The sequence below is a fragment of the Sphingobacterium sp. BIGb0116 genome (assembly GCF_024808035.1).
In the GTDB taxonomy this organism is placed as follows: Bacteria; Bacteroidota; Bacteroidia; order Sphingobacteriales; family Sphingobacteriaceae; genus Sphingobacterium; species Sphingobacterium paramultivorum.
Genome location: NZ_JANUDT010000010.1, coordinates 143876 through 166584 on the forward strand (window position 1 = coordinate 143876; position 22709 = coordinate 166584).

Genomic DNA, 22709 nt, shown 5'->3' on the forward strand with positions numbered 1-22709 from the left:
AAGTCGATAAAGCTCATTTTATGCCAGAAGAAAACGTAATAAACCAGAACGACTCCCTTGATCAAGGTGCATATGAGATTATTCGAAAGCGACTCCTTACACAAAAAGAAGAGCTTTCTTCCAAACTCCTGCAGCTAAATGATGCCCGCAAGGAAGTATTTAATGCGACAAGTTTTATACTCAAGGCCAATCAACGGATCACCACAGAAAACAACTGTGTTGCCCGTGGTATTTTAGCCCTCGACAATCTATGTATATTTGGCTATAATGTCCATTTTGGCTTACGCTCTGAAATTAAACTCGAAGATGTTTTTAGTGTATATGCATTTGAAAACAACCAGTTTATACCACAATCACTCGATCTGATCAATGATCACAATTTCATTAGTGATTATCAAAATCTATATAAATACTATCGCGACTCGATCTTTTCCAAGTTTCGACGTACGGAAAACTATCTTTACATGATCTTTCAGACCAGCAAAAATCCTGCTGACCTGAAAGCTTTCAAGTGGTTGATCAAAGACGGAACGCTTCAATATCAGGACGACCGAAGCATTCATGAGGTCAAATTGCCTAACCAGTTTGAGTTTGATTGGACAAAAACAACACTGGAAGATCGTCGTCTTGGGAAACATCCACACATATCCATTAAGGACAAAATCTTTATTGAAGCAATCAATGGCGATATTACTTTCAAAATCGAAAATAATACCGATACGGGGAAAGGGATCTTCTCCGAAAAAGTTTCAAACACCGACCAACAATTGGACGATGCGGATTACTATTATGCAGACCTTGGCAATTTGATAGCCGTTCGCATCAAACCCTATCAAGAAGATTTCCGCGCATTTGTCTTTAACCAACGGACAAAAGAAGTTGTCAATCTTAAATCGCTTAATGAATCAGCCATTCTACTTCCCGATAATCAAGGAATCATTTTTTCTAACGGATACTACCTGCAGAATGGCACCCATAAAATCTTTGACGTCCAGTTTGACCAGGTTAGCTTCCTTAGACGCATAGCATCACCAAACGGCGAAGACTTTCTCTATATCTTTTGTCAGGAAGAGACGAATACCTACATCTTACTGTCTTATAATATCATTCAGCAGCATGTCGAAACTCCGATCATCTGCAATGGCTTCACACTTTTCAAAGACGGTAGTTTAATTTACTTTCACACAGAGGCTGAAGCAACAAGGCATCATCAGGTTCAGATCTGGGAAACCCCTTACTTGGCCGTACTCAAAGAAAATGAGCTAAAAAAAGACGATCCGCTTTATAAGGTTGGTAATAAACAGATCGTACAAGCCATGGCCGAGGCACAAGAAGTCATACAGCTCATTAACAAAGAAGACAGTTATGAAGGTCTTTACGAGGATATACTCAAAAAATCGACTGTCCTGCTTGACTCCTATTTTTGGATAAAGGATGAAGCCTTGTCAAACCTTGGGCAGCCATTAGCTCAAATCAAGGAAGTTGCCAATACAGCAATTGACGAGTTTGTTAAGGTTCAAGCCCAACGTAAATACGCCACAGAGCTCAATAGCAGTGCCGAGAAGAAAATGGAAGAGCTTACCTTTTCCATCAATAGTACAGTAGTCGAAAAGCTTGATCAACTTGTTCATCAACTGGCAGATTCACGTCGTTTACAGGGCGAAATCATTGACCTCAAAAATGTCAAATATATCGATATAGTCCGCATCGATGCTTTACTCGATAAACTACAGTCAATCACCACCGAACTCGCCGAAAAGACAATTGCCTTCTTGCTTCGCGACGAGGCATTGCAGTCCTATGAGCAAAAAGTTGAACAACAGAAGAACAACGTCGCTGCAATTATCAAAGTTTATAATGCCAAAGCGATCGAGGAAACGAATTCGGCAATATCCAGTGAGCTCGAGCTCCTAATTGACATACTAAACAGCTTAAAAATAGACGATTCCACCCAGACGACTAAAATAATTGAAAAGATAGCTGTTATTTTCTCGTCCTTGAATGAAGTCCGGTCGCAGCTTACACGCAAACTCAATTCATTAAAAAGTACGGAAGCCATTGCAGAATTTTCGGCCCAGCTTACGCTACTGGAGCAATCTGTCACCAACTACCTTGAACTCTCCACAACAACAGAAAAAGTAGACGAGTATTACACCAAAGTCATTGTCCAACTGGAAGAACTCGAAAGTAAATTTTCAGAATTTGAGGACTTTGCACTGAAGATCGCAGATAAACGCGATGAAGTTATCAAAGCATTCAATTCCCGCAGAGAGCAAATCGTTGAACAGATCAACAAACGCAGTTCTTCGCTCGAACAAATTGGGCTTCGTGTTTTAAAGAATATCGAAAACAAATCAAAGACATTTGCAACACGTGAAGAAATCCTGAGTTTCTTTGCTTCAGATTTGATGATTGACAAAATCAGACAACTTGTGCAAGAACTGAAAACGCTCAGTGATGTTTCAAAAGCCGAAAATCTTGAAAACCTACTCAAAAAATCTCAAGAGGATGCATTGCGCATTTTACGTGACAGGAATGATCTTTTTGTAGATGGAGAGAATATTATTGCGCTTGGCAAGCATAAATTCGCCGTCAATAATCAGTCACTTAGTTTAACGCTCTTGCGCAAAAATGACGAAATATACTTCCATCTTACCGGAACAAGCTTCTATCAAAAAGTCAAAGGCTCCGAAATAGAAAACTTTAGAGATATTTGGGATCAGGAACTGATTTCCGAAAACAAAGATGTATACCGAGCTGAATATCTCGCTTATAAAACATTCCTTGCTTCTAAAGGACAGCACGATTTTGATGCCAACCTGTTTATCAATCAGACTGTCGAGCAAAGTTATTCGGAAGGTTATGTCAAAGGAGTGCATAATTTTGATGCCCTGGTAATCTATGATACCATCAAACAGCTAGACAGCAAGCTTGATCTTTTACGTTACGATGCTCATTTGCGTGCTATGGCGCAGTTGTTTTGGCATTCACTGGCCCAAGACCAACAGGAAAAACAGAAAGCGTTGATCCAGTCTACACACTCCGTATTAAAAGCATTTCCAAATTCCACACGCTACCAATCTGTCGTTGACGAACTCACAAAATTATTCAACAATTGGGACACTCATTTGGACCGCTCGACAATTAGTGGAGAGGAGATCGCGAGCTATCTTTTCCAGACTTTCACAAGCTACAGCAAGTTTGTCGTCAGTGAGCAATCGGATGAACTGAAGAAGGCTTTCATCAGGTTATTGGAAAACAAAAAGAGTTTCAAACTCTTTGAAGCAGATATTCAGCATACACAATTTAATCTCGTAGACCGTTTCTATTTGACTTTAAATTGGCTAAATTCTTTTATCGACGAGAACAGTGACTACCAGGCTTTCCACAAGTACATTGAGGAAACTGCAGTCACACTCCTTTATCCAAAAGATGAATACCAATTGATCATCGCCAAAGACAATGCGCTCATCCAGGGATTAAAGGGAAATCATCCGATCTTGAACAATGGAGAAGAGCAGATTCAATACCATCAATTTCTGAGTAGGTTGAAGACATTTGCCGAATTGAATGCCCCTCGTTTTCAAGAATTCGCTTCTTTGAAGGAGCAGCTTGGAAAAACATATGCCAAGGAGCTGAAAATCGGAGAATTTGAACCAAAAGTCTTAACATCCTTTGTCCGCAATAAGTTGATCAACGAAGTTTACTTTCCATTGATCGGAAATAATCTGGCCAAACAACTTGGGGCAGCTGGCGACAATAAACGTACCGCCAGAATGGGTATGCTTCTCCTCATTTCTCCGCCAGGTTACGGAAAGACAACATTGATGGAATACCTAGCGAAAACCATGGGATTACATTTTGTGAAAATCAACGGACCTACAATTGGGCATTCCATTACTTCAATTGATCCTGTGGAGGCGAAAACTTCCGGGGAACGTGAGGAACTTAAGAAGATTAATCTTGCCTTTGAAATGGCCGACAATGTGATGCTCTACCTCGATGATATCCAACATTTGAATCCTGAATTCCTACAGAAATTTATTTCATTGGCTGACGGCCAACGTAAGATCGACGGTATTTTTGAAGGCGAGAGTAAAACATATGATTTGCGCGGGAAAAGATTCTGCATCGTAATGGCTGGAAACCCCTATACAGAAAGCGGGTCCAAATTTCAGATTCCAGATATGCTTGCCAACCGTGCCGATGTCTACAATCTAGGGGATGTGATCGGTGATACCGAAGCACTATTCAATCTAAGCTTGATCGAAAATGCGGCAATTGAAAACAGCTACCTTGAAAAAATAGCAAGCAAATCCTTCAACGACTTTTATGCTTTAGTGAACTACGCGCAATCGGTGGTAGACCAACTTCCCGATTTAGAAGGCAATTACCTGAAGCAAGATATCGATGATTTTATAACGGTATTAAAACATGTATTAAAGATCAGAAATGTTGTCATTAAGGTCAATCAAAATTATATTCAAAGTGCGGCCATGCAGGACAATTACCGAACAGAACCGCCGTTCAAAATGCAAGGATCTTACCGGAATATGAGCAAGCTCATTGCGCAGATCGTGCCCATGATGAACGATCAGGAAATCGATCAAGTTATCCTCGCACATTATGAAAGCGAGTCACAAACCCTTACTGCCGATACAGAAAGTAATCTTCTAAAATTGAAAGAACTCGCCGGATTGATAAACAATGTGGAACAAGAGCGCTGGGAACACATCAAACAAATCTTCCGCAAGAACAATAAACATGGTGGTTTGGCCAAAGATGATAAGGTGTTTGCACAAATGCAGGACTTTAACGAAAATCTAGAGGGTATCATACAGGCCATTCGTGCTTATAAGAATTAGCATTTTTCATGATTTTTCCAGCTGACGACAAAAGATGAGTCAGCTGGAAAAAACTATCCTAAATAGACGCACAACAGTGCTTTTCTAGAAATAGCGATTGCGGACTACTTATTTACCAGGCCCGAAGAGACTGTAAATATGCCAAAGTCGTCGATTAGCATACGTTCCTTAACGACTCCATTGTAGGCCATCAGACGGTCTAATTCTTTCTGCGAACGACGGCGCATCACCCAGTCTTTTTTCTGATGACTGTTTAACACGTAAGCAATCATCTTTAACTGTGGATGCCATGGCTGTCCAGTATAAACCAAATGACTGCTTTCTTCACAAATCGAAGTTGCACCTTTTAAAGCCCTACTTGCCATTTCATTGTCACCAAAAAGTTCAAAAATACCTGAGATAATAACAATGTTAGGCTCAAATTCCAGTTTGGAATAGGTAGCTGTATCAAAACAATCGTAGTTGGTAAATCGTATTCCCTGCAATCCGTTTCTACGGATAATCTTCTCTCCTACCGCAATATTTGACAACAGGAATTCATTAATCACGATTTCGGCTTCGGGATATTTTTCTTTAATATCAAATAAGTAATTTCCGGTCCCACCCGCAATGTCCAATATTTTAACGGTTTTTCCAGCAGCTTTAACTTTCGTTATATGCTCTTCCAGCAACTGTAACAAGTGTTGTTTTCGAATGCGAATTCCTTTCCAGCCGATGGCCTCCAGATAACCACGGTCGAGGATACGCCCAAAGCGATTTTTACCCTGCGATTCATTGCGATAGACGTAGTCCAGCGATATCCCAGAATCAAATCCAAACTGCAGGCCTAAATTCATTCCTTTACTTAAGGAACCTATTTTACCCAATGCCCATTTTTGGACCGCATAATTCAATTTTTCACCCGCAGGAAGTAACTTATGGTATAATTGTTCATACTCTTTCACCGAAAACTCATCGGGTTCAAGCGTCAACTCAGGACTTTGTCGGGCATAGGCCTTGTCGATAAAGTTTCGCAGATACTGGTAAACTTTCTGCCGGTTTGTTTCAAATAGAATCCCATGGTAGAAATTACGTAATGTAATAAAGGTCTTCAACTTTGAAGCAATTGTCACAAAGAATTTTTTCTGTACCGAATTTTTGACCACATAATCTTTTTCAGCAGAAAGGACAATCACAGGAATATCAATCGCCGCAGCGTCTTCAACGATACGCTCGCCAGCTTTTAATAGATCAACCAACAAAGCGCCATTGATAGATTTGGATATCAAAGGATCGGCATCGTAAGCCTTCTGCTGATCGATATCGTGAGTCAACACTTTAGATTTGACATAACTCTGGATAATCAGATCTTTTTTTAGCTTTGTTCCCAAAGCAATCATCTGATTTGCCAAGGGCACATATAATTTAATTTCAAATGCAGGTGCCAACAATGCAATACCAGCGACTTTAGGAGCAAAATCATGTACCCAGGCACTGACAATAACTCCTGCAATACTATTGGCGATAACGAAAATGTCTTTCGAATCAACCAAATATTCTCGGCCTATATAATGAACGAAACTATCTAGATCCCGTACATAATCCATAAAGATCGCTGAAACTGGTTCTTTCGTATAGCCATGTCCGCGCAAATCAAATGCAAAGATTGAATGATCGGCAAACTGTGGATCCGTAGCCATCTCCTGCAGACGTTCCGAATGCTCATGCCCACGGTGCAGTACGATCAATGTCCGCTGTCCGGCCTGATAATTCCAAACGCGATATAATAACTCCCCTTGATCAAAACTCTTGAAGTAACCTGATTTCATGTATAATTTTATTGACTAATATCAAATAGTATAGTTAACAACAAAGATCATGCAAATGACTGTCTAGCTATTTCTCTCGACCAGCACCTCCATCAACTTAAGTGTATGTCTATGCAATACAAGATGCTTATTATGAGATTTAACCAAATCTATAGCATCCATTAAATCTAAAGATAATATTTTTTGTGACAATAGAACAGCAAAAATCATACTCCTGTTGTAGCCCATTGTACAATGTATAATCATATTTTCACCTCGCTTCAATTGCTGATAACTGATGACAAGCGCAGCCAATATCCTTTCGGCATCAGCCAGCGTAATTGCCGCTATATCCAACAATGGAAATGAATGATAGTTTTCCTGTACATGTAGGATCGCTATTTCTTCCAATTCTGCAGCCAGGTCAAAAACAACCAGATGCTTATTCAGACCAAGCACACGGAGCTCTCCGGTTGTCGTCCTCGGGCCTACATAACAACGTGGTAAAATCTCAAGCAATGGCGGATTATTACGACGTCTTACGAATCGCCACAACAACCAATAAATCCATTGGTATGGGCTATAAAACAATTTCTTAAAGCAGGGTATCCAACCTTTTTCATTTTTCAGAAACTTTGGATTATTGATAACATAATTTCTTCCTACCGCAATACAGACTAAGGATGGCCAACACAAAAGATATAATCCAAATGCATGAGTCCCACCCCATAATGCCAGTAACAGTAAACACCAGCCGATAGCGTAGTAAACGTTGCCAATTCCATGGTTTCTACGACAAACCTCGGCCTCCAAGTCTAATTTCCCCTTTTCGTCTAATTTCATCTTTTCGGTACCGGCCAAAAAGGGCAAATCCCCCGCCTTTAGCCTCGATAAAGCGCTGTCATGAAGCAATTCCGATGGAGATGGGAATAGGACAAATCCAACATGAGCCAGAATCAACGCTGTCAACACATCCACCAGATGGTGCTGATAAACGGTGAGTGTAGCAATCCCCATGAATAGCAGCCAAATCCCCACTACCCAGCGTGTCCAGCCTTTTAGCGGCCTACCGAGCACAGACCAAAACAGACATGCATACGCCACATGCAGCGAAGGTGCTTGATTAAATGGAGAGTCATGCTTATTCAAAAAGGTGAAGAAGAATTTAAAAACAGGATGCTCAACGCTAGGCCTATCAAAAGAAAATCGCAAGGGAAAAATAAAAAAACAACAAATAGAGACGATTGTAATGAAACTGAAACGCTTCGTATAGACCCAAAGCTCTTCTCGACTTCGACAACAGAAAGGAACCAAAGCGAAGAACAAACCGCTACTCATGTAGGGGATAATCATCCAAGAAACGAACGGCATAAAGTGTTCAAAAGGAAACACAAACGAAGATACAGTAGCCTGATTTGCAGCATGGACCGCAGCAGCAGAATAAGTCAACTGGAAAAATAGCGCACAATAAAGGAAAACAGCAAATTGCAGCCCCCTATTTTTCAGTCGTTTTTCATCCATTTGGCCTTCCTTGACATAATTTTATTCAACACAATATTTGGAAGTAGTCCCAGAGATGCCATCAACCACTTCATACGCTTCGGAAAAACGACTTGCTTCTTCTTCTGTTCGATAGCTGTCATTATACGCTCTGCTGCATCGTCTACAGGGATTAAGAATGGCTTTTTAGACAAATCTTGCTTATTGAGCGCTCTCAGTTTATCCGTATCAACATAGCCCGGAGCAATAACAGTAACCGCAATTCCATACGGATGGAGTGCCCTACGATACGCGTCAGCCACTTGGATTGCAGCACGCTTTGTCTTACTATATAGGCTTGAATTGGGAAAATGAAGCGTTCCCGAAACTGATGCAACGATTGCAATTTGTCCTTCCGACTGACTTTGCATAGCAGTTCTTGCCGCTTCAAAACAATTTAAAGTGCCCATCATATTGACCTGGAGCATAGCCACCGCCTCCTGATAGCTTATTTGTTGAGCAACGTCATCCGCGTAACTCCCTGTACAATTGATAAAGAGATCTAAAGGCATATGTGCACAAAATGAACTGACCGCATTTTGCAGGCTGCTCAATTGATATACATCGACTTCAAAACTTCTGATGCTATGTCCCCAGGAATATGCCGACATTTTCGTCAAATCACGCCCACATACCGCTACCTCCGCTCCTTGCTCAAGATAACGCTTGGCCAAAGCAAGGCCTATTCCACTTGTACCACCGGCAATAAATACTTTCATTTCAATGAATTTAATGTCACCTCATAGCCATAGTTCCATTGCGCTTCCATCGCTTCAGCAAATTCTTGTTGATCAATCGGGAAAGACAGCGTAACTTCAAATTTAGACCAATCAATTCCTTTTTTACAGTATTTCCCAGCTAATTGTTCCGCGGCATCCTGTGTATCAATCCAATGTGCATACGGAAACTGCTGTTCCAAATCTGTTAATCGTTTATTTCCGCTAAAGCCCAATACCGCCCGAACCAACGCTTCTTCTTGTGGTTTATAAGGTTGTTTTCGCTCACATATGATGTTTTGAGCAAGCGCCTTTGCTAGCTCCATTGGAACAAGATCAATTGCTCCACCCGTATAATAGGTTTTATTGGAGCATACAGGTTCAATATAAAACATATCGGACATCGAAATACGGGCCGCCTGTAGCATAGAAAACTCAGCGCTCAAATGAACAGCTTTAGCCACTGCACTATGCTTGTAATTATCATCCAAAATTCCTATTGTCTCAACCGGCACGTTTGCCAATACATCCTGAGTTCCCATCAACATCTTTTGATAGAGTTTCCGATCCCCACGCCGCTGCCCAACTTCAGACGGACTGAACAGCACTCTAGCGCCAACCACAAGTGCTGGAGTTTCTGCTGAGAATGGTCTATCCAATGTAGGCAATAGTGAGGAAAGATCCTGTTCCATATGGACAAGATAGCGATTAAAAACATCCTCAATAAAGGGCGCCCGTTTTCTGTTAAACTGTTTTTTCAAAACATACACGCCCAGCCTCCCCAAACGACGCTGTTCTGTAAGCCGATGATGCAGGAAAAACTGATAAAACTCGTCTGATTGCAGATAGGACTTGCGAGCTTCATGTGTATCAAAGGCCTGTATAACAGCCACTGCCATTGAACCACCACAGCTTGCGATAAGGAGATCTGGTTTTAAGCCCAGCTCATCTAACGCAGCATACATACCAAGATATAGACTGAACCGAGTTCCGCCCCCCGAAAATAAAACTGCACGTTGATAAGCCATCAGATTGAAATTTTAGTTAGCCTTCTCACTACCACATTCATCAAATTCTATTAATTCCCCAACAACAGGATAATCAAAACATAAAACAGTGGCGCATTGAAGATCAGACTATCGATACGATCCAATAATCCACCATGCCCAGGAATTAATGTCCCAGTATCTTTCACTCCTGTCTTTCTTTTCAGATAGGAAAAAAGGACATCTCCCCAGAATCCCAAAATACCGAAAAACAAACCGAACAACGAAAAGTATAGAAAATTCTGAAATGGCAGTAAGAAATAGCCCAATAAATTACTCAGTATAATTGTTAAGCTGATACCGCCCACACATCCCGCAATTGTCTTATTTGGACTAATACGCGGAACGATTTTACGTTTGCCAAAAAACTTACCCATCAGGTATTGAAAGACATCATTCAGTTCCGTTAGCACAACAATATATCCGATTAATTTTAGTCCTAGGAACGCGTTGCCATCCATTTTAATGGATCGGATAAAAGCTAAATGACTAAATGCAAGCAAACAAGCTACCGCGCCCAAAAACAGCCCGAATACAGCTCTCTTCTTAACCTTTAAACCATACTTGAAAAACAAGGCAGTCCCCAAACACAAGAAGCTAGCCAACAATAGATATGCTCGATAGGAACAAAAGTATAGGAGCAACGCTTGCAACAATGCCATGCAAAGAAACACCAATGGATGCGTCTTACATTCAGGGATAAACATACGAGCAAACTCGCGCATCCCCTGAAAGGTTATCCAGGCGACAAACAAGGGTGATAGTGTTGCAGGAACGAAGGCAACCGCCAGTACCAAGACAATATATCCCCAGCTTCTAACACGAACAGGAACATCTGCGAATTTGCCGTTGGCATCAGCCATGTGCCAAAGCCTTTCTCAATCGAGTTACCGAACTCAAAAGTAAGAGTAAGCACAAAACACCAAAAATATAACCTGAAACAGTAACCATTGAAATATGCAATAATGCTAAAATTCCATATACCCCCAACAGCAAAGCACGATCACTTTTACCCATCGGTCCATCGTAACGACGATCATTGGCAATCACCTTCCCGATCAATCCACAAAACTCATTCACAACACTTAATACGATAAAAGCGACGATCAGATATATGCTTTCCGGATGAAACTTCAACAAAGGAAAAAATAGCACGACATCCGAAACAATATCTCCGACTTCGTTCAAGACTTCGCCCGTCTTGCTAGTCTGATTAAAAAGTCGTGCCATCATGCCATCTAAGGCATTCAAAGCCATTCGTAATAACAATCCGATTGGCAGGGCCAAAAAGAAAATCGGGAAGCGATCAGCATACCAAAACAGTAAAGCAATGATCAAAGACAATACAATAGATCCGATCGTAATCTGGTTTGCCGTTACCTTTTTTCGATGCAAAAAGTTCAAGATCGGCATCAGCAACTGCTGAAATTTTGGTTTTAATTTATAAACAGAAATCATCTCGCGCTAGCTGTAATTTATTTTTTCATTTTTTTTAAAAAAAAATTTGCATAGTGTAATATATACACTATATTTGTGTCATCATAATTTAGGTTTATAATTGGTTATTTAAGGTTTTCATTCTCCCCGTTTGGAAACCTTTTTTTTGCCCTAAATTATGGATTACCATCGTCCACCGGCACCACCCCCGCCAGAAGATCCGCCACCAAAGCTTCCACCGCCACCACTACTACTAGATCCTCCACCAGAGCTACTCGATGTTGAACGCACTTTAACTGGAGTCGAGTGTTCACCATGAGATACCCGATGTCCACAATTCTTACATAAGTCAAAGCGTTCCTCCAATCCCTGCGAACTATAAGTTGCTGCACGTATCGTCTTGGTACGTCCAGTCTCAAAAGTTCGATAATGACATGCAGGACATTCACTGAACCCAACATTCTCGTCCCAGGGAACCAGCTTTGTTTCATTGGTCTCCTGATCTATCCAGATTTCGTACGAACGGCTACCAATTTTTTCCTCCAAAAGCTGCCCCTTATCCAGGTACGCACTTTCACGGGTAGATACATCATCCTTATTCATGCGCAACCAGCGACCAGATTGATCTGGAGGAACCAATCGAAGTTGATTCTTCCGAATGCGTTTATTTAATCCAATGAGATCAAATAGTGCCAATGGACTCAGTAATAGCGGAACCAAACCCCAGACGCGAAATTTACGTAGGGCCTTTTGAATATTTTCCTCATCCTGATAGGAATTAACAATTTGCGTGCGGCTTGCATTGTATTTCATGGCCAGGGTAATACTACCAAAAACAACTATAAAATAAGGTAGATTTTTCCACTGATAGACCTTCTCAAAATTATTGAGGGCAAATGCACAGATAAACACCGAGATAAACATTAATATCCCCATACAGCCGCATCCACTGACTAAAGGCGGAAAATATTTACTTTTTTTGGTCAACTTTCCTTTGATCGCTCGCGTCACCTCGCCCAACCAGATATAACAGATCGCAAATAAACCTAAAACCAACAGTGAATTTCGCAGAATAGGACTTTTAAAGCTCCAGACCGGCGTTGCCTCTGGCATCAAGCGTTCCAGCTCGGCCTTACTATCCGGTGAGGTAAGTATTGTCTTAATAAATTCTGCGGCCTCCTTAACACCGCGGTCGTAATCTTCATTCCTAAAATTGGGTACGAGATATTTTTCGCCAATACGTTTTAAATAGGCATCGGGCAAAATACTTTCCATACCATACCCTGTAATAAAACGGTATTCATGTCGGTCTTTAGCAATAAACAACAAAAGCCCATTGTTACTTTCCTTCTTACCGATACCCCAGGTATTGAATAATTTTAAGGCAAATTCGAAATCACTGTCGCCAACATAATCATTCACAACAACGATGGCAAATTCACCTTTTGTAGCAGCCTCAATCTGCGTCGATAAGCCATCTAATTCGGCCACTGTACTCGAGGATAGGATTCCATCCGGATTGGAGACAAAATAATCCTGTCCCTGTAATTTCGGGCTTGGCAAATTGTCGACGGTATAGGCGATAAATTGCCCGAAAGCTGACAGCCCGGGGAGGCAGCTTCCTACCCAAATCAATAAAAAAATATAAAAACGATGTAATCTCTGCATAGTTTTAGAACAACAAAATTTGGCTCATTGTCACGATATTAAGAAAAAAAAATCAAACAAAGGTTTTCATCAAAAAAAAGCCCATAATCAACCGATTATGGGCCTATATAATTCAATATTCGTTTAAGACGCTCTGTCCTATTAATGTATCCTAGCAATATGAAACTTTCCCATTCGCTGTCAATGACCAAGCCAGTGTAAAATCAAGACACCGATCAATCCAATAACAGAAACGAGCGTTTCCATCACCGTCCATGAGCGAAACGTATCCTTCATGCTCACTCCAAAATAAGATTTAAACATCCAAAACCCCGGATCGTTGACGTGTGAGAACATGAGACTACCCGCTCCCGTCGCTAGCACCATTAATTCAGGAGTAACCTCTCCTGCCCGCACAATGGGAAGCATAATGCCCGCTGCCGTGAGCCCAGCAACACTAGCCGAACCGATAACTAGGCGAATGATACCGGCTATTAACCATGCAAGCACAAGAGGCGACAAGCTCAGGTCTGCGGTTAGGTCAGCGATGTAATTCGCTACACCACTATCTACCAAAATTTGCTTGAAAGCGCCTGATGCTGCAATGATAAAAAGGATCATCATTATCCCGCGGATTGCTTCTTCCACACTTGCTGACTGCTCCCGCAAACTTTTGCCTTGGCGGATACCCATTGTGTACATCGCCATTAGCGATGCAATCATTAAAGCCACCACCGGGTCACCCAAGAAACGTAGTGCCTTCAGCCAAGAGGAGCTTTCTGAAAATATTAGATGGGAAAATGAACCAAAAGCAATTAAAATTATTGGAAAAAGCCCCGTAAATATACTAATTGCAAATCCGGGAAGCTCTTTTCGATCTGCTTGATTGTGTTCAGGAAAAAACTCAGTGGGCGGGTTGGTCGGAATACGCTTAAGCATCCTGCCAAAGAGCGGTCCACCGATAATTATGGCAGGAATTGCCACAATAATGCCATACGCCATTGTTAAACCTATATCCGCTTTGTAGGTAAGCGCTATGGCCGTAGCTCCCGGATGTGGAGGCAAATAACCGTGTGTCACGGACAGCGCTGCCAGCAACGGAATGGCGACGTAAAGCAAGGGCATTTTATTGGAAGCACATACCATGAAAACGAATGGTACTAAGACAATAAAACCGACATTGTAAAATAAGGGAATTCCTACTAAAAAGCCCGTGAGAACCATTGCCCAAGGTAAGTTCTTTTTGCCAAATACAGCCGTTAGTACCTTTGTAATCTTTTCTGCAGCACCACCCTCCGCCATCAATTTCCCCAGTAGAGCCCCGAAAGCCAACAATAGTGCCAACTGGCCCATAGTGGTACTCACTCCAGTTTCAACAGATTTAAGGATATCGACGGCACTCATATTCATCGCAAAACCAACCGCAACGGAGGTTATCAGTAATGAAAAGATCGTGTTTAACCTGACGACAGTGACTAAAAGAAGTAGTAAAGCTACTCCCAAAATAACGATGATTAGAGGCATAATAATTTATATCTAGTTAAAAATCACCTTCCAATATATGGTACAGGTGTTCAAATTTCTGGAAGTTTTTAATATATACAGCGTGATTCTCCGCACTCGGTTTATAACAGTGCTCGGTATCTTGCTTTCCTTCCGTTTGTTTGTTTTTTATAGTAGGCTCACCTCCCTGTATACCTAATGCTTCCAAGCCTATCAATGCTGCTCCCCATGCAGAGCTTTCTACTGTATTTTTGGTAAATACAGGTTTATTGAAAATGTCTGCAAGCATCTGCACCAACAACGATGAACGCGCTAAGCCGCCGCTTGCAAAGATCGTATGAATGGGACCGGTGTTCTCCTCTAATGCGATTCCTACACTGTAAATTGCAAACAACATCCCTTCCATCATGGCACGTGCAAAGTGCGCCCTGCCATGATGCAACTGTATTCCAAAATAAACACCTTTTGCATTGGAATTCCAATGTGGTGCCCGTTCACCAGTTAGATAGGGCAAGAATATCAAGCCCTCCGCCCCGGGAACGACGGAGTCGACCAAAGCATTTAACGACGCAGAAGGATCTCCATCTGCTTCCATTTGGGTAAATTCGCACAAAAAGTTGTCTCGAAACCAGTTGCGTAATACACCGCCATTGTTAACCGCACCACCAATTATATATTCATTTGGTCTAAGTAGATATGTAAATAGTCTTTGTTTTTTTTCTTGATTTGCCTGCGAACTTGCTACGCGAATAGCCCCACTGGTACCGACTGTTACCGAAGCCACTCCAGGACTTATAGCCCCTACCCCGAGATTAGCCAAACAACCATCGCTACCACCTATAACAAAAGGGGTATCTTCAGGGATGTGCATCAAGGCCGCAATTTCTCGGCTAGGCATATTTAAAATATAATCGACCGGAACTGGAGATGCTAGTTGCTCTTCCGATATACCCGCCAAGCTTAACGCCTGATCAGACCATGTTAGGTGATGTATGTCGAAAAGCCCTGTTGCAGATGCGATGGAATGATCGACTATGTAAACTCCAAAGAGCCGGTAAAAAAGAAATTCTTTGATACCGATAAACTTGTGCGACTGAGCAAATAATTTTTGATCGTTGGACTTTATCCACATTAATTTGCAAAGCAAAGACATGGGATGTATTGGTGTACCCGTCTGCTGATAAAGCAGCCTGCCCACCTCACTTGCCTCCAAGGCAACCGCAATATTCTCGCTTCTGCGATCTGCCCATATAATGCAATTGCTAAGTGGCTGCCCCGCCGAGTCAACAGCGATCAGTCCGTGCATAGCACTGCTCACCGAAATACATACGGGTTTCGGTAGCTCAGTACGAGATTGCCTTAAGCTAATCATTACATACCGAACAGCCTCAATACATGCAGCATAAACAATCTCCGGATCTTGCTCGTACCAGCCTTCCGACGGGTTTAATATAGGATAAGGTACACTATGCTGGGATAAGATGTTACCTTCGTAGTCAAATGCAACAGCTTTCGCAGATGATGTCCCAATGTCTAATCCAATGATCATAAATAAAATTGATGTTTAGGAGAGCTCAATATACGGATTATCTGTTGGTTTACAACAAAAGGCTCAATACCAGCAAACTAATTGGAGCGAGAAAAGCGCCGCATACCGATCTGCTGATAATTGTCTTTCATAGTATCAACAAAAATGGTAAATTTCAACTTAGAAAAACGGTATTAAACGATGAGTATAGATAAAAAGAATAACTACGATTTTGGAATAGTTGGACTCGGCGTAATGGGACGTAATTTATTGCTGAACATCGCCGACAACGGTTTCGCAGTAGCAGGACTAGACCTGGATCCACAGAAAGCGGAGTCATTGGAAGCTGAAGCAAGCGAAGGACATCGCATCAAAGTGACGACCCAAGTAGAAGAGTTTATCGGGGCTTTGCAACAACCCAGAGCAATTATGCTATTGGTGCCGGCCGGAAAGCCGGTAGATATGGCAATTGCCAGTCTTGTTCCGCTTTTGAATAAAGGAGATATAATCATCGACGGCGGAAACACGTACTTCGCGGATACAGACAGAAGGTTTAATGAGCTTTCCGTTTTGGGTATACATTTCTTCGGAATGGGCATATCGGGAGGAGAAAGTGGCGCTCGTCGCGGGCCAAGCTTGATGCCCGGTGGCGACAGAAAGGCATACGAAAGACTAAGACCAATATTTGAGGCGGTTTCGGCCAAGGTAATCGGCGAGCCCTGTGTGGAATTTTTAGGCAACGGGTCGGCCGGAAATTATGTAAAGATGGTGCATAACGGTATCGAATATGGTATCATGCAGTTAATTGCAGAGACCTATGACCTGATGAAAAGATTATATGGTTTTGACACCCAAACTATACAGCAGACCTTCGAAGAATGGAACAAGGGCGAACTAAACTCGTTCTTGCTTGAGATTACCGCTCAGATTCTGAAGAAAAAAGAAGGTGACCAGTATTTGGTGGACCTGATTTCAGATTGGGCAAGATCAAAAGGAACGGGTAAATGGACTTCGCAAAATGCGATGGATCTACAGGTGCCAGTCCCGGTGATTGATGCAGCGGTCAATATGCGCGATATGTCCAAATACAAACCCGAACGTTTGGAGGCAGCAAAATTACTTCAATGGGATGGACAAGCGGTTGATCTCCCCGCAGCAACACTCATTTCTCGCTTAAAAAATGCATTGTACTTTGTGATCATCACGACCTATGCGCAAGGTTTGGCACAGCTTACTGTTGCATCGGAAAGCTATAGCTATGAGTTAGATTTACAGGTGGTAACCAAAGTCTGGCGAGGCGGCTGCATTATTCGCGCGGCTTTGCTCGAGGATTTTAGAAAAGCCTATGCGGCTAATCCGGACTTGCGCAATATCCTACTCGATAGCACCATTGCACAAAAGTTGCTGAGTACACAGGCCAGCCTTCGCGAGGTATTGAAAGATGCTATCGCAAATGGGATACCCGTATCCGGATACGTAAACGCACTCTCTTATTTTGATGCCTATCGATCGGAAAAATTACCTACAAATATTATACAAGCACAACGAGACTATTTTGGTGCACATACCTATGAACGTATTGATCGGGAAGGTATCTTTCACACACTTTGGGATTAAGGAAAAAAAGCTTGAAGATTCGATTAATCTTAATTAAAAACGCAAAAAAGCGGCTTTTATATAAAAAAGCCGCTTTTTATAACTGAGCCCCCTATCGGGGTTTATACTACGTCTATTTAGATGCTAACGTTCAATATCCTTCAAGCTACTCATCTTCTTGTATTCCAAGAAACCTTTAATATCCTCAAAATGTTCGCGTACGCGTTTATTTCCGAATTCAAAGACTTTCTCAGCCAAACCATCCAAGAAGTCACGGTCGTGCGAAACAAGGATCAGCGTACCATCGAAATCTTTCAAAGCATCTTTGATAATGTCCTTTGTCTTCATGTCCAAATGGTTTGTCGGCTCATCGAGAATTAATACATTTACCGGTTCCAACAACAATTTTATCATCGCCAGACGTGTTCTTTCTCCTCCGGACAGCACTTTCACCTTTTTAGTTGTATCATCGCCACTAAACATAAAGGCTCCTAAAAGATCTTTCATTTTAACACGCACTTCACCTACAGCGATTTGATCAACGGTATCAAAAACGGTCATCTCTCCATCAAGCAATGCGGCCTGATTTTGTGCAAAGTACCCAATTTTTGCATTGTGGCCGACTTTCAAGGTACCCTCAAAATCGATCTCACCCATAATTGCTTTAATCATGGTCGATTTACCCTCACCGTTCTTCCCGACAAAAGCGACCTTTTCACCACGTTCGATGACCATATTTGCTTTTTGAAAAACAACGTGTTCATCATAAACCTTCGTTAGATCCTCAACGATAACAGGATATTGACCCGAGCGCGGGGATGGTGGAAATTTAAGACGCAGTGCGGAAGTATCTACCTCGTCGATCTCAATGATTTCCAATTTCTCCAACATCTTTACACGCGATTGCACCTGCAATGTTTTAGAATAGGTACCTCTGAAACGATCGATAAACTCCTGATTGTCCGCAATAAAGCGTTGTTGCTCTTCGTACGCTTTTAGCTGATGCTGGCGACGCTCCTGACGTAACTCCAAGTAATGACTGTACTTGGCACGATAGTCATAAATGCGTCCCATCGTCACTTCGATGGTCCGATTGGTGATATTGTCCACAAATGTCCTATCGTGCGAAATAACAATAACTGCTTTAGCCGAATTGACCAAGAAATCTTCCAGCCATTGAATACTCTCGATATCCATGTGGTTGGTTGGCTCATCCAATAAAATCAAATCAGGCTTTTTCAATAATATTTTAGCTAATTCGATACGCATCCGCCAGCCACCGGAAAACTCAGAAGTCTGTCTTGTAAAATCCGAACGCTCAAAACCCAGCCCCTTCAATACCTTTTCAACCTCTGCATCATAGTTAACTTCCTCAATCGAATAGAACTTTTCACTTAATTCGGATACACGTTCGATCAATTGCATATAATCGTCAGACTCATAGTCTGTGCGGATATTTAATTGCTCATTCAGGTTCTCCAGTTCATCACGCATCCCATAGACTTCTTCGAAAGCCTTTGATGTTTCTTCAAAAACGGTCACGTTATCCTCCGTTAGCAAATGCTGCGGTAAATAGGCGATAATCGCATCTTTTGGACCAGCAACATTACCTGTAGTAGGTTTACCCACTCCAGCGATAATTTTTAGTAAGGTAGATTTGCCGGCACCGTTTTTACCCATCAATGCGATCTTATCATTCTCATTAATGGAAAATGATACATCTGAAAAAAGAGTCGTTCCCCCAAAGGAAACAGAAATATTATTTACGTCAATCACTGTATATACACTTAATTTTGGCACAAAGATAAGCGAATCAATCTTATAAATGGTGCATTTTTGTGTATCTTTGCCACATGCGTTTTGATATTATTACAGTCTTACCTGACCTCTTGGAAAGTCCATTTGCACACTCTATTTTACAACGAGCAAAGAATAAAGGCTTGGCTGAAATTTATGTCCACAATTTAAGAGACTATTCAACAAATAAACACAAAAGTGTCGATGATTATCCCTATGGAGGCGGATCGGGCATGGTCCTTCAAATCGAACCCTTTGCCAAGTGTATTGAGCAATTGCAAGCTGAACGGGAATACGATGAGATCATTTACATGACTCCCGACGGGGAAACATTCAATCAGGATATTGCGAACGGATTATCTACAAAAGGAAATATGATGATTCTCTGTGGGCATTACAAGGGAATAGATCAACGTATCCGTGATATTTACGTAACAAAGGAGATTTCGGTCGGTGATTATGTATTGTCCGGAGGAGAGCTTCCGGCTGCGATTGTTACAGATGCTGTTATCCGTCTGATTCCCGGAGTTTTGTCGGATGAAACATCCGCGCTTTCAGATTCTTTTCAGGATGGATTACTTGACGCGCCTATCTATACACGCCCTGCAGACTGGAAAGGCCACAAAGTACCTGATATTCTCCTCAGTGGTCATGAGGCAAAAATCGCTGCATGGAAAGATGAACAACAGTTAAAAAGAACGCAAGAAAGACGTCCTGATTTATTAAATGATTAAGAAATAAGGTGAATTTTTGTTTTTTTATCACAAAAAGTTTGCTTATTTATTTTTTTTTATAAATTTGTGTAATAATGACACGAAGATATACAAATACAAATTGGTGGTGGCCTGAAGCAATAAGCATCGGGAACTAATTGGTATTGTCATAATATTTCATAATCAACCAAAACCATTTATGGAAATTCCAACCCCGATGCTGACCAGTATCGGGGTTTTTTTATGCAAAATTTACAACAAGAAGATAAGACACAAAAAATGAAGTATACATTCAAAACACAAACCAGAAAGTTGCTTGCGGATACAACTACACCAGTGAGCATCTATCTTCGCCTAAGAGATATCTTTCCAAACTCATTGTTACTGGAAAGTTCCGACTACCATAGTCGCGACAACAACATAAGTTACATCTGTTGTCAACCAATCGCTGGGATCCAGCTCGATGAGAAAGAGCTGACGCTCACTTATCCGGGTAGAGAACGTATCGTAAAAAATGCGCACGAAATCGAATTACGTCAAGAAGTTTCCGATTTTAGAAATTCCTTCGAAGATCATACAATTGCTGAACTTAACTTGATCTCCAATGGCCTATTTGGTTACTTCACCTTCGATTGTATTGAACACTTTGAAGACATCAAACTAACAACAATGGTAGATCCAGCACGGAAAATACCGTTTATGCAATATCATGTTTACAAATATGTCATTGCCATCGACCACTTCCGTAATCAACTCTATATTTTTGAACATCTGCTGGATGACGAAGAATCAGAACTTGAAAGAATGCAGTTCCTTATTCAGAACAAAAACTTTCCCGAATATACCTTCAAACTAGCCGGTGAGGAAAGCTCCAATCGTACCGATGAAGAACACCGTCAGTTGGTCAAAAAGATGAAAGAGCATATACAACGTGGTGATGTATTCCAGATCGTTCCATCCAGAGGCTTTAAGACACCGTTCTCCGGGGATGAATTTAATGTCTATCGTGCGCTCCGCTCCATCAACCCTTCGCCCTATCTTTTCTATTTTGATTATGGTGACTTTAAACTTTTCGGATCATCGCCTGAGGCTCAATTGCGTATCCACGGGAAACAAGCGACAATTTTCCCTATTGCAGGAACATTCAAACGGACAGGCAACATGGAGGAAGATCAAAAAATAGCCACCAAGCTCAAAGAAGACCCTAAAGAAACTTCAGAACATGTTATGCTCGTCGATCTTGCCCGCAATGACTTAAGTAGACATTGCACCCAAGTTAAAGTTGAGTCCTACATGGAACCACAATATTACTCGCATATTATCCACTTGGTCTCCAAAGTAACGGGCACATTAAAAGATAATATCAACCCATTTGACATCGTAGGTGATACATATCCAGCGGGTACGCTTTCAGGTGCTCCAAAACATATGGCGTTGACATTGATTGATCGTTATGAAGGATTACAACGCTCATTTTATTCGGGTGCAATTGGATTTATGGGTTTTAACGGAGATTTTAATCATGCCATTATGATTCGTTCCTTCCTAAGTAAGCAAAACACCTTACATTATCAGGCCGGTGGCGGTATCGTACTAGATTCAGACCCTGAAATGGAGCTACAAGAAGTAAATAACAAAATTGCTGCGCTACGAAAAGCATTACAATTAGCAGAAACATTATGATCAGACCATTGGAATACTGTGTCAACAAGCAACATATCCATGATTCGGTAGACACCATTGACAACCGCATCGTTGAGCTATTGGCATTACGAAAAACCTATATTGGCAAAGGCAAGTCTTTAAACGATGAGCAAAACGGAGAGCAGAATATTATACGGAACCTGGACAGTAATTATGTCCTACTGGCAAAAAGATTTCATTTGCCAATCGTATTTATTCAGTCCATATTCCAGGAAATTGAAAATTATATTAATCAAGATTTTATAGCAAAAGGTTATGAGCAACAATAAAATAGTCGTTATAGACAACTACGATTCGTTCACCTACAACTTGGTCCATTTGTTACAGGAATTAGATCAAGAATATGTTGTATGGAGAAATGATAAATTTAAACTGGAAGATATTGATGCTTTCGATAAAATACTTCTTTCGCCGGGCCCAGGTATTCCAGAAGAAGCTGGATTATTACTTGATGTTATCCGTACCTACGCCCCACATAAAAGTATATTGGGTATTTGCTTAGGCCAACAGGCTATTGCAGAAGTCTTTGGTGGTACACTATTCAATATGGAAAAACCTTTGCATGGCGTAGCAACAAATATTACTGTTGTTGATGAGTCAGAGAAATTGTTTCGGGACTTCCCAAAAGATTCCAAAATTGGACGCTACCATTCTTGGGCCGTAAACAAAGACAGCCTACCAGCTAGCCTCAAGGTAACGGCGATCGACGAGAATGGCATCATTATGGCCTTAACCCATACCGAATACGATGTAAGGGGAATGCAGTTCCACCCAGAGTCGGTATTGACCACAAATGGTAAAAAATTAATTGAAAACTGGTTGGGAATCTAA

17 protein-coding genes are annotated in these 22709 nt (G+C 41.4%); 7 read left to right on the forward strand and 10 right to left on the reverse strand.

Annotated features, from left to right (window positions below):
- Nucleotides 1–20: 20 nt before the first annotated feature.
- Complete coding sequence (locus M2419_RS22140; protein ID WP_259255621.1) at nucleotides 21–4865, forward strand: DNA repair ATPase; 4845 nt, start codon at nucleotides 21–23, stop codon at nucleotides 4863–4865.
- Nucleotides 4866–4969: 104 nt separating this feature from the next.
- Here the strand turns inward: M2419_RS22140 and M2419_RS22145 are convergent, their stop codons facing one another.
- The 9 genes from M2419_RS22145 to M2419_RS22185 all read right to left on the reverse strand — a co-directional run bounded on the left by M2419_RS22145 (nucleotide 4970) and on the right by M2419_RS22185 (nucleotide 16089).
- The gene (locus M2419_RS22145) at nucleotides 4970–6673 is read right to left on the reverse strand and encodes a bifunctional alpha/beta hydrolase/class I SAM-dependent methyltransferase (protein ID WP_159731413.1); all 1704 of its coding nucleotides are present in this window, start codon (nucleotides 6671–6673) and stop codon (nucleotides 4970–4972) included.
- Nucleotides 6674–6736: 63 nt separating this feature from the next.
- Nucleotides 6737–8173 carry a phosphatase PAP2 family protein gene (locus tag M2419_RS22150; RefSeq protein WP_159731415.1) on the reverse strand — a complete coding sequence of 479 codons (1437 nt, stop codon included), beginning with the start codon at nucleotides 8171–8173 and terminating at the stop codon, nucleotides 6737–6739.
- Complete coding sequence (locus M2419_RS22155; protein WP_153844905.1) at nucleotides 8155–8910, reverse strand: SDR family oxidoreductase; 756 nt, start codon at nucleotides 8908–8910, stop codon at nucleotides 8155–8157. The genes M2419_RS22150 and M2419_RS22155 overlap by 19 nt, the downstream gene beginning before the upstream one ends.
- Nucleotides 8907–9935 carry a patatin-like phospholipase family protein gene (locus tag M2419_RS22160; RefSeq protein WP_159731417.1) on the reverse strand — a complete coding sequence of 343 codons (1029 nt, stop codon included), beginning with the start codon at nucleotides 9933–9935 and terminating at the stop codon, nucleotides 8907–8909. Before M2419_RS22160 ends, M2419_RS22155 begins: the two co-directional genes overlap by 4 nt.
- A gap of 50 nt (nucleotides 9936–9985) precedes the next feature.
- Complete coding sequence (locus M2419_RS22165) at nucleotides 9986–10816, reverse strand: phosphatidate cytidylyltransferase (protein WP_159731419.1); 831 nt, start codon at nucleotides 10814–10816, stop codon at nucleotides 9986–9988.
- Entirely contained in the window at nucleotides 10809–11411 is a 603-nt protein-coding gene (locus M2419_RS22170) for a CDP-alcohol phosphatidyltransferase family protein (RefSeq protein ID WP_075990835.1), read from the reverse strand. The genes M2419_RS22165 and M2419_RS22170 overlap by 8 nt, the downstream gene beginning before the upstream one ends.
- A 162-nt stretch (nucleotides 11412–11573) precedes the next feature.
- Nucleotides 11574–13058 carry a YgcG family protein gene (locus M2419_RS22175; protein WP_194932839.1) on the reverse strand — a complete coding sequence of 495 codons (1485 nt, stop codon included), beginning with the start codon at nucleotides 13056–13058 and terminating at the stop codon, nucleotides 11574–11576.
- 180 nt (nucleotides 13059–13238) lie between these two features.
- Complete coding sequence (locus M2419_RS22180; RefSeq protein WP_153844902.1) at nucleotides 13239–14561, reverse strand: gluconate:H+ symporter; 1323 nt, start codon at nucleotides 14559–14561, stop codon at nucleotides 13239–13241.
- A gap of 16 nt (nucleotides 14562–14577) precedes the next feature.
- A complete protein-coding gene (locus tag M2419_RS22185) occupies nucleotides 14578–16089 on the reverse strand; it encodes a gluconokinase (protein ID WP_259255622.1) in 1512 nt (503 codons plus the stop codon).
- Nucleotides 16090–16100: 11 nt separating this feature from the next.
- Here M2419_RS22185 and M2419_RS22190 point away from each other — a divergent pair, with 11 nt between their 5' ends.
- Together M2419_RS22190 and gndA are read left to right on the forward strand one after the other, a co-directional pair.
- Nucleotides 16101–16283 carry a hypothetical protein gene (locus tag M2419_RS22190; RefSeq protein WP_182330322.1) on the forward strand — a complete coding sequence of 61 codons (183 nt, stop codon included), beginning with the start codon at nucleotides 16101–16103 and terminating at the stop codon, nucleotides 16281–16283.
- A complete protein-coding gene (gene gndA / locus M2419_RS22195) occupies nucleotides 16270–17685 on the forward strand; it encodes an NADP-dependent phosphogluconate dehydrogenase (RefSeq protein ID WP_153844900.1) in 1416 nt (471 codons plus the stop codon). The genes M2419_RS22190 and gndA overlap by 14 nt, the downstream gene beginning before the upstream one ends.
- Nucleotides 17686–17808: 123 nt before the next feature.
- Here the strand turns inward: gndA and M2419_RS22200 are convergent, their stop codons facing one another.
- Nucleotides 17809–19440 (reverse strand): ABC-F family ATP-binding cassette domain-containing protein, encoded by a 1632-nt coding sequence (locus tag M2419_RS22200; RefSeq protein WP_310442540.1) that lies wholly within the window; start codon nucleotides 19438–19440, stop codon nucleotides 17809–17811.
- Between the two features lie 77 nt (nucleotides 19441–19517).
- On the opposite strand from M2419_RS22200, the gene trmD reads away from it, so the two are divergent.
- The 4 genes from trmD (at nucleotide 19518) to M2419_RS22220 (ending at nucleotide 22709) form a co-directional block, all read left to right on the forward strand.
- Nucleotides 19518–20195, forward strand: coding sequence for a tRNA (guanosine(37)-N1)-methyltransferase TrmD (trmD, locus tag M2419_RS22205; RefSeq protein WP_088160046.1), 678 nt, complete (start codon nucleotides 19518–19520; stop codon nucleotides 20193–20195).
- 258 nt (nucleotides 20196–20453) lie between these two features.
- Nucleotides 20454–21857 (forward strand): anthranilate synthase component I family protein, encoded by a 1404-nt coding sequence (locus tag M2419_RS22210; RefSeq protein ID WP_153844898.1) that lies wholly within the window; start codon nucleotides 20454–20456, stop codon nucleotides 21855–21857.
- The gene (locus tag M2419_RS22215) at nucleotides 21854–22147 is read left to right on the forward strand and encodes an isochorismate pyruvate-lyase (protein WP_153844897.1); all 294 of its coding nucleotides are present in this window, start codon (nucleotides 21854–21856) and stop codon (nucleotides 22145–22147) included. Before M2419_RS22210 ends, M2419_RS22215 begins: the two co-directional genes overlap by 4 nt.
- Nucleotides 22134–22709 carry an aminodeoxychorismate/anthranilate synthase component II gene (locus M2419_RS22220; RefSeq protein WP_153844896.1) on the forward strand — a complete coding sequence of 192 codons (576 nt, stop codon included), beginning with the start codon at nucleotides 22134–22136 and terminating at the stop codon, nucleotides 22707–22709. The genes M2419_RS22215 and M2419_RS22220 overlap by 14 nt, the downstream gene beginning before the upstream one ends.

Excerpts from the sequence above, each read along its gene's own strand:
- trmD (WP_088160046.1), top strand. The coding sequence starts at position 19,518 with ATGCGTTTTGATATTATTACAGTCTTACCTGACCTCTTGGAAAGTCCA.
- M2419_RS22165 (WP_159731419.1), bottom strand. The coding sequence starts at position 10,816 with ATGGCTGATGCCAACGGCAAATTCGCAGATGTTCCTGTTCGTGTTAGA.
- gndA (WP_153844900.1), top strand. The coding sequence starts at position 16,270 with ATGAGTATAGATAAAAAGAATAACTACGATTTTGGAATAGTTGGACTC.
- M2419_RS22155 (WP_153844905.1), bottom strand. The coding sequence starts at position 8,910 with ATGAAAGTATTTATTGCCGGTGGTACAAGTGGAATAGGCCTTGCTTTG.
- M2419_RS22175 (WP_194932839.1), bottom strand. The coding sequence starts at position 13,058 with ATGCAGAGATTACATCGTTTTTATATTTTTTTATTGATTTGGGTAGGA.
- M2419_RS22140 (WP_259255621.1), top strand. The coding sequence starts at position 21 with ATGCCAGAAGAAAACGTAATAAACCAGAACGACTCCCTTGATCAAGGT.
- M2419_RS22160 (WP_159731417.1), bottom strand. The coding sequence starts at position 9,935 with ATGGCTTATCAACGTGCAGTTTTATTTTCGGGGGGCGGAACTCGGTTC.
- M2419_RS22190 (WP_182330322.1), top strand. The coding sequence starts at position 16,101 with ATGTTTAGGAGAGCTCAATATACGGATTATCTGTTGGTTTACAACAAA.
- M2419_RS22170 (WP_075990835.1), bottom strand. The coding sequence starts at position 11,411 with ATGATTTCTGTTTATAAATTAAAACCAAAATTTCAGCAGTTGCTGATG.
- M2419_RS22215 (WP_153844897.1), top strand. The coding sequence starts at position 21,854 with ATGATCAGACCATTGGAATACTGTGTCAACAAGCAACATATCCATGAT.
- M2419_RS22145 (WP_159731413.1), bottom strand. The coding sequence starts at position 6,673 with ATGAAATCAGGTTACTTCAAGAGTTTTGATCAAGGGGAGTTATTATAT.
- M2419_RS22180 (WP_153844902.1), bottom strand. The coding sequence starts at position 14,561 with ATGCCTCTAATCATCGTTATTTTGGGAGTAGCTTTACTACTTCTTTTA.
- M2419_RS22150 (WP_159731415.1), bottom strand. The coding sequence starts at position 8,173 with ATGGATGAAAAACGACTGAAAAATAGGGGGCTGCAATTTGCTGTTTTC.
- M2419_RS22220 (WP_153844896.1), top strand. The coding sequence starts at position 22,134 with ATGAGCAACAATAAAATAGTCGTTATAGACAACTACGATTCGTTCACC.
- M2419_RS22185 (WP_259255622.1), bottom strand. The coding sequence starts at position 16,089 with ATGATCATTGGATTAGACATTGGGACATCATCTGCGAAAGCTGTTGCA.
- M2419_RS22210 (WP_153844898.1), top strand. The coding sequence starts at position 20,454 with ATGAAGTATACATTCAAAACACAAACCAGAAAGTTGCTTGCGGATACA.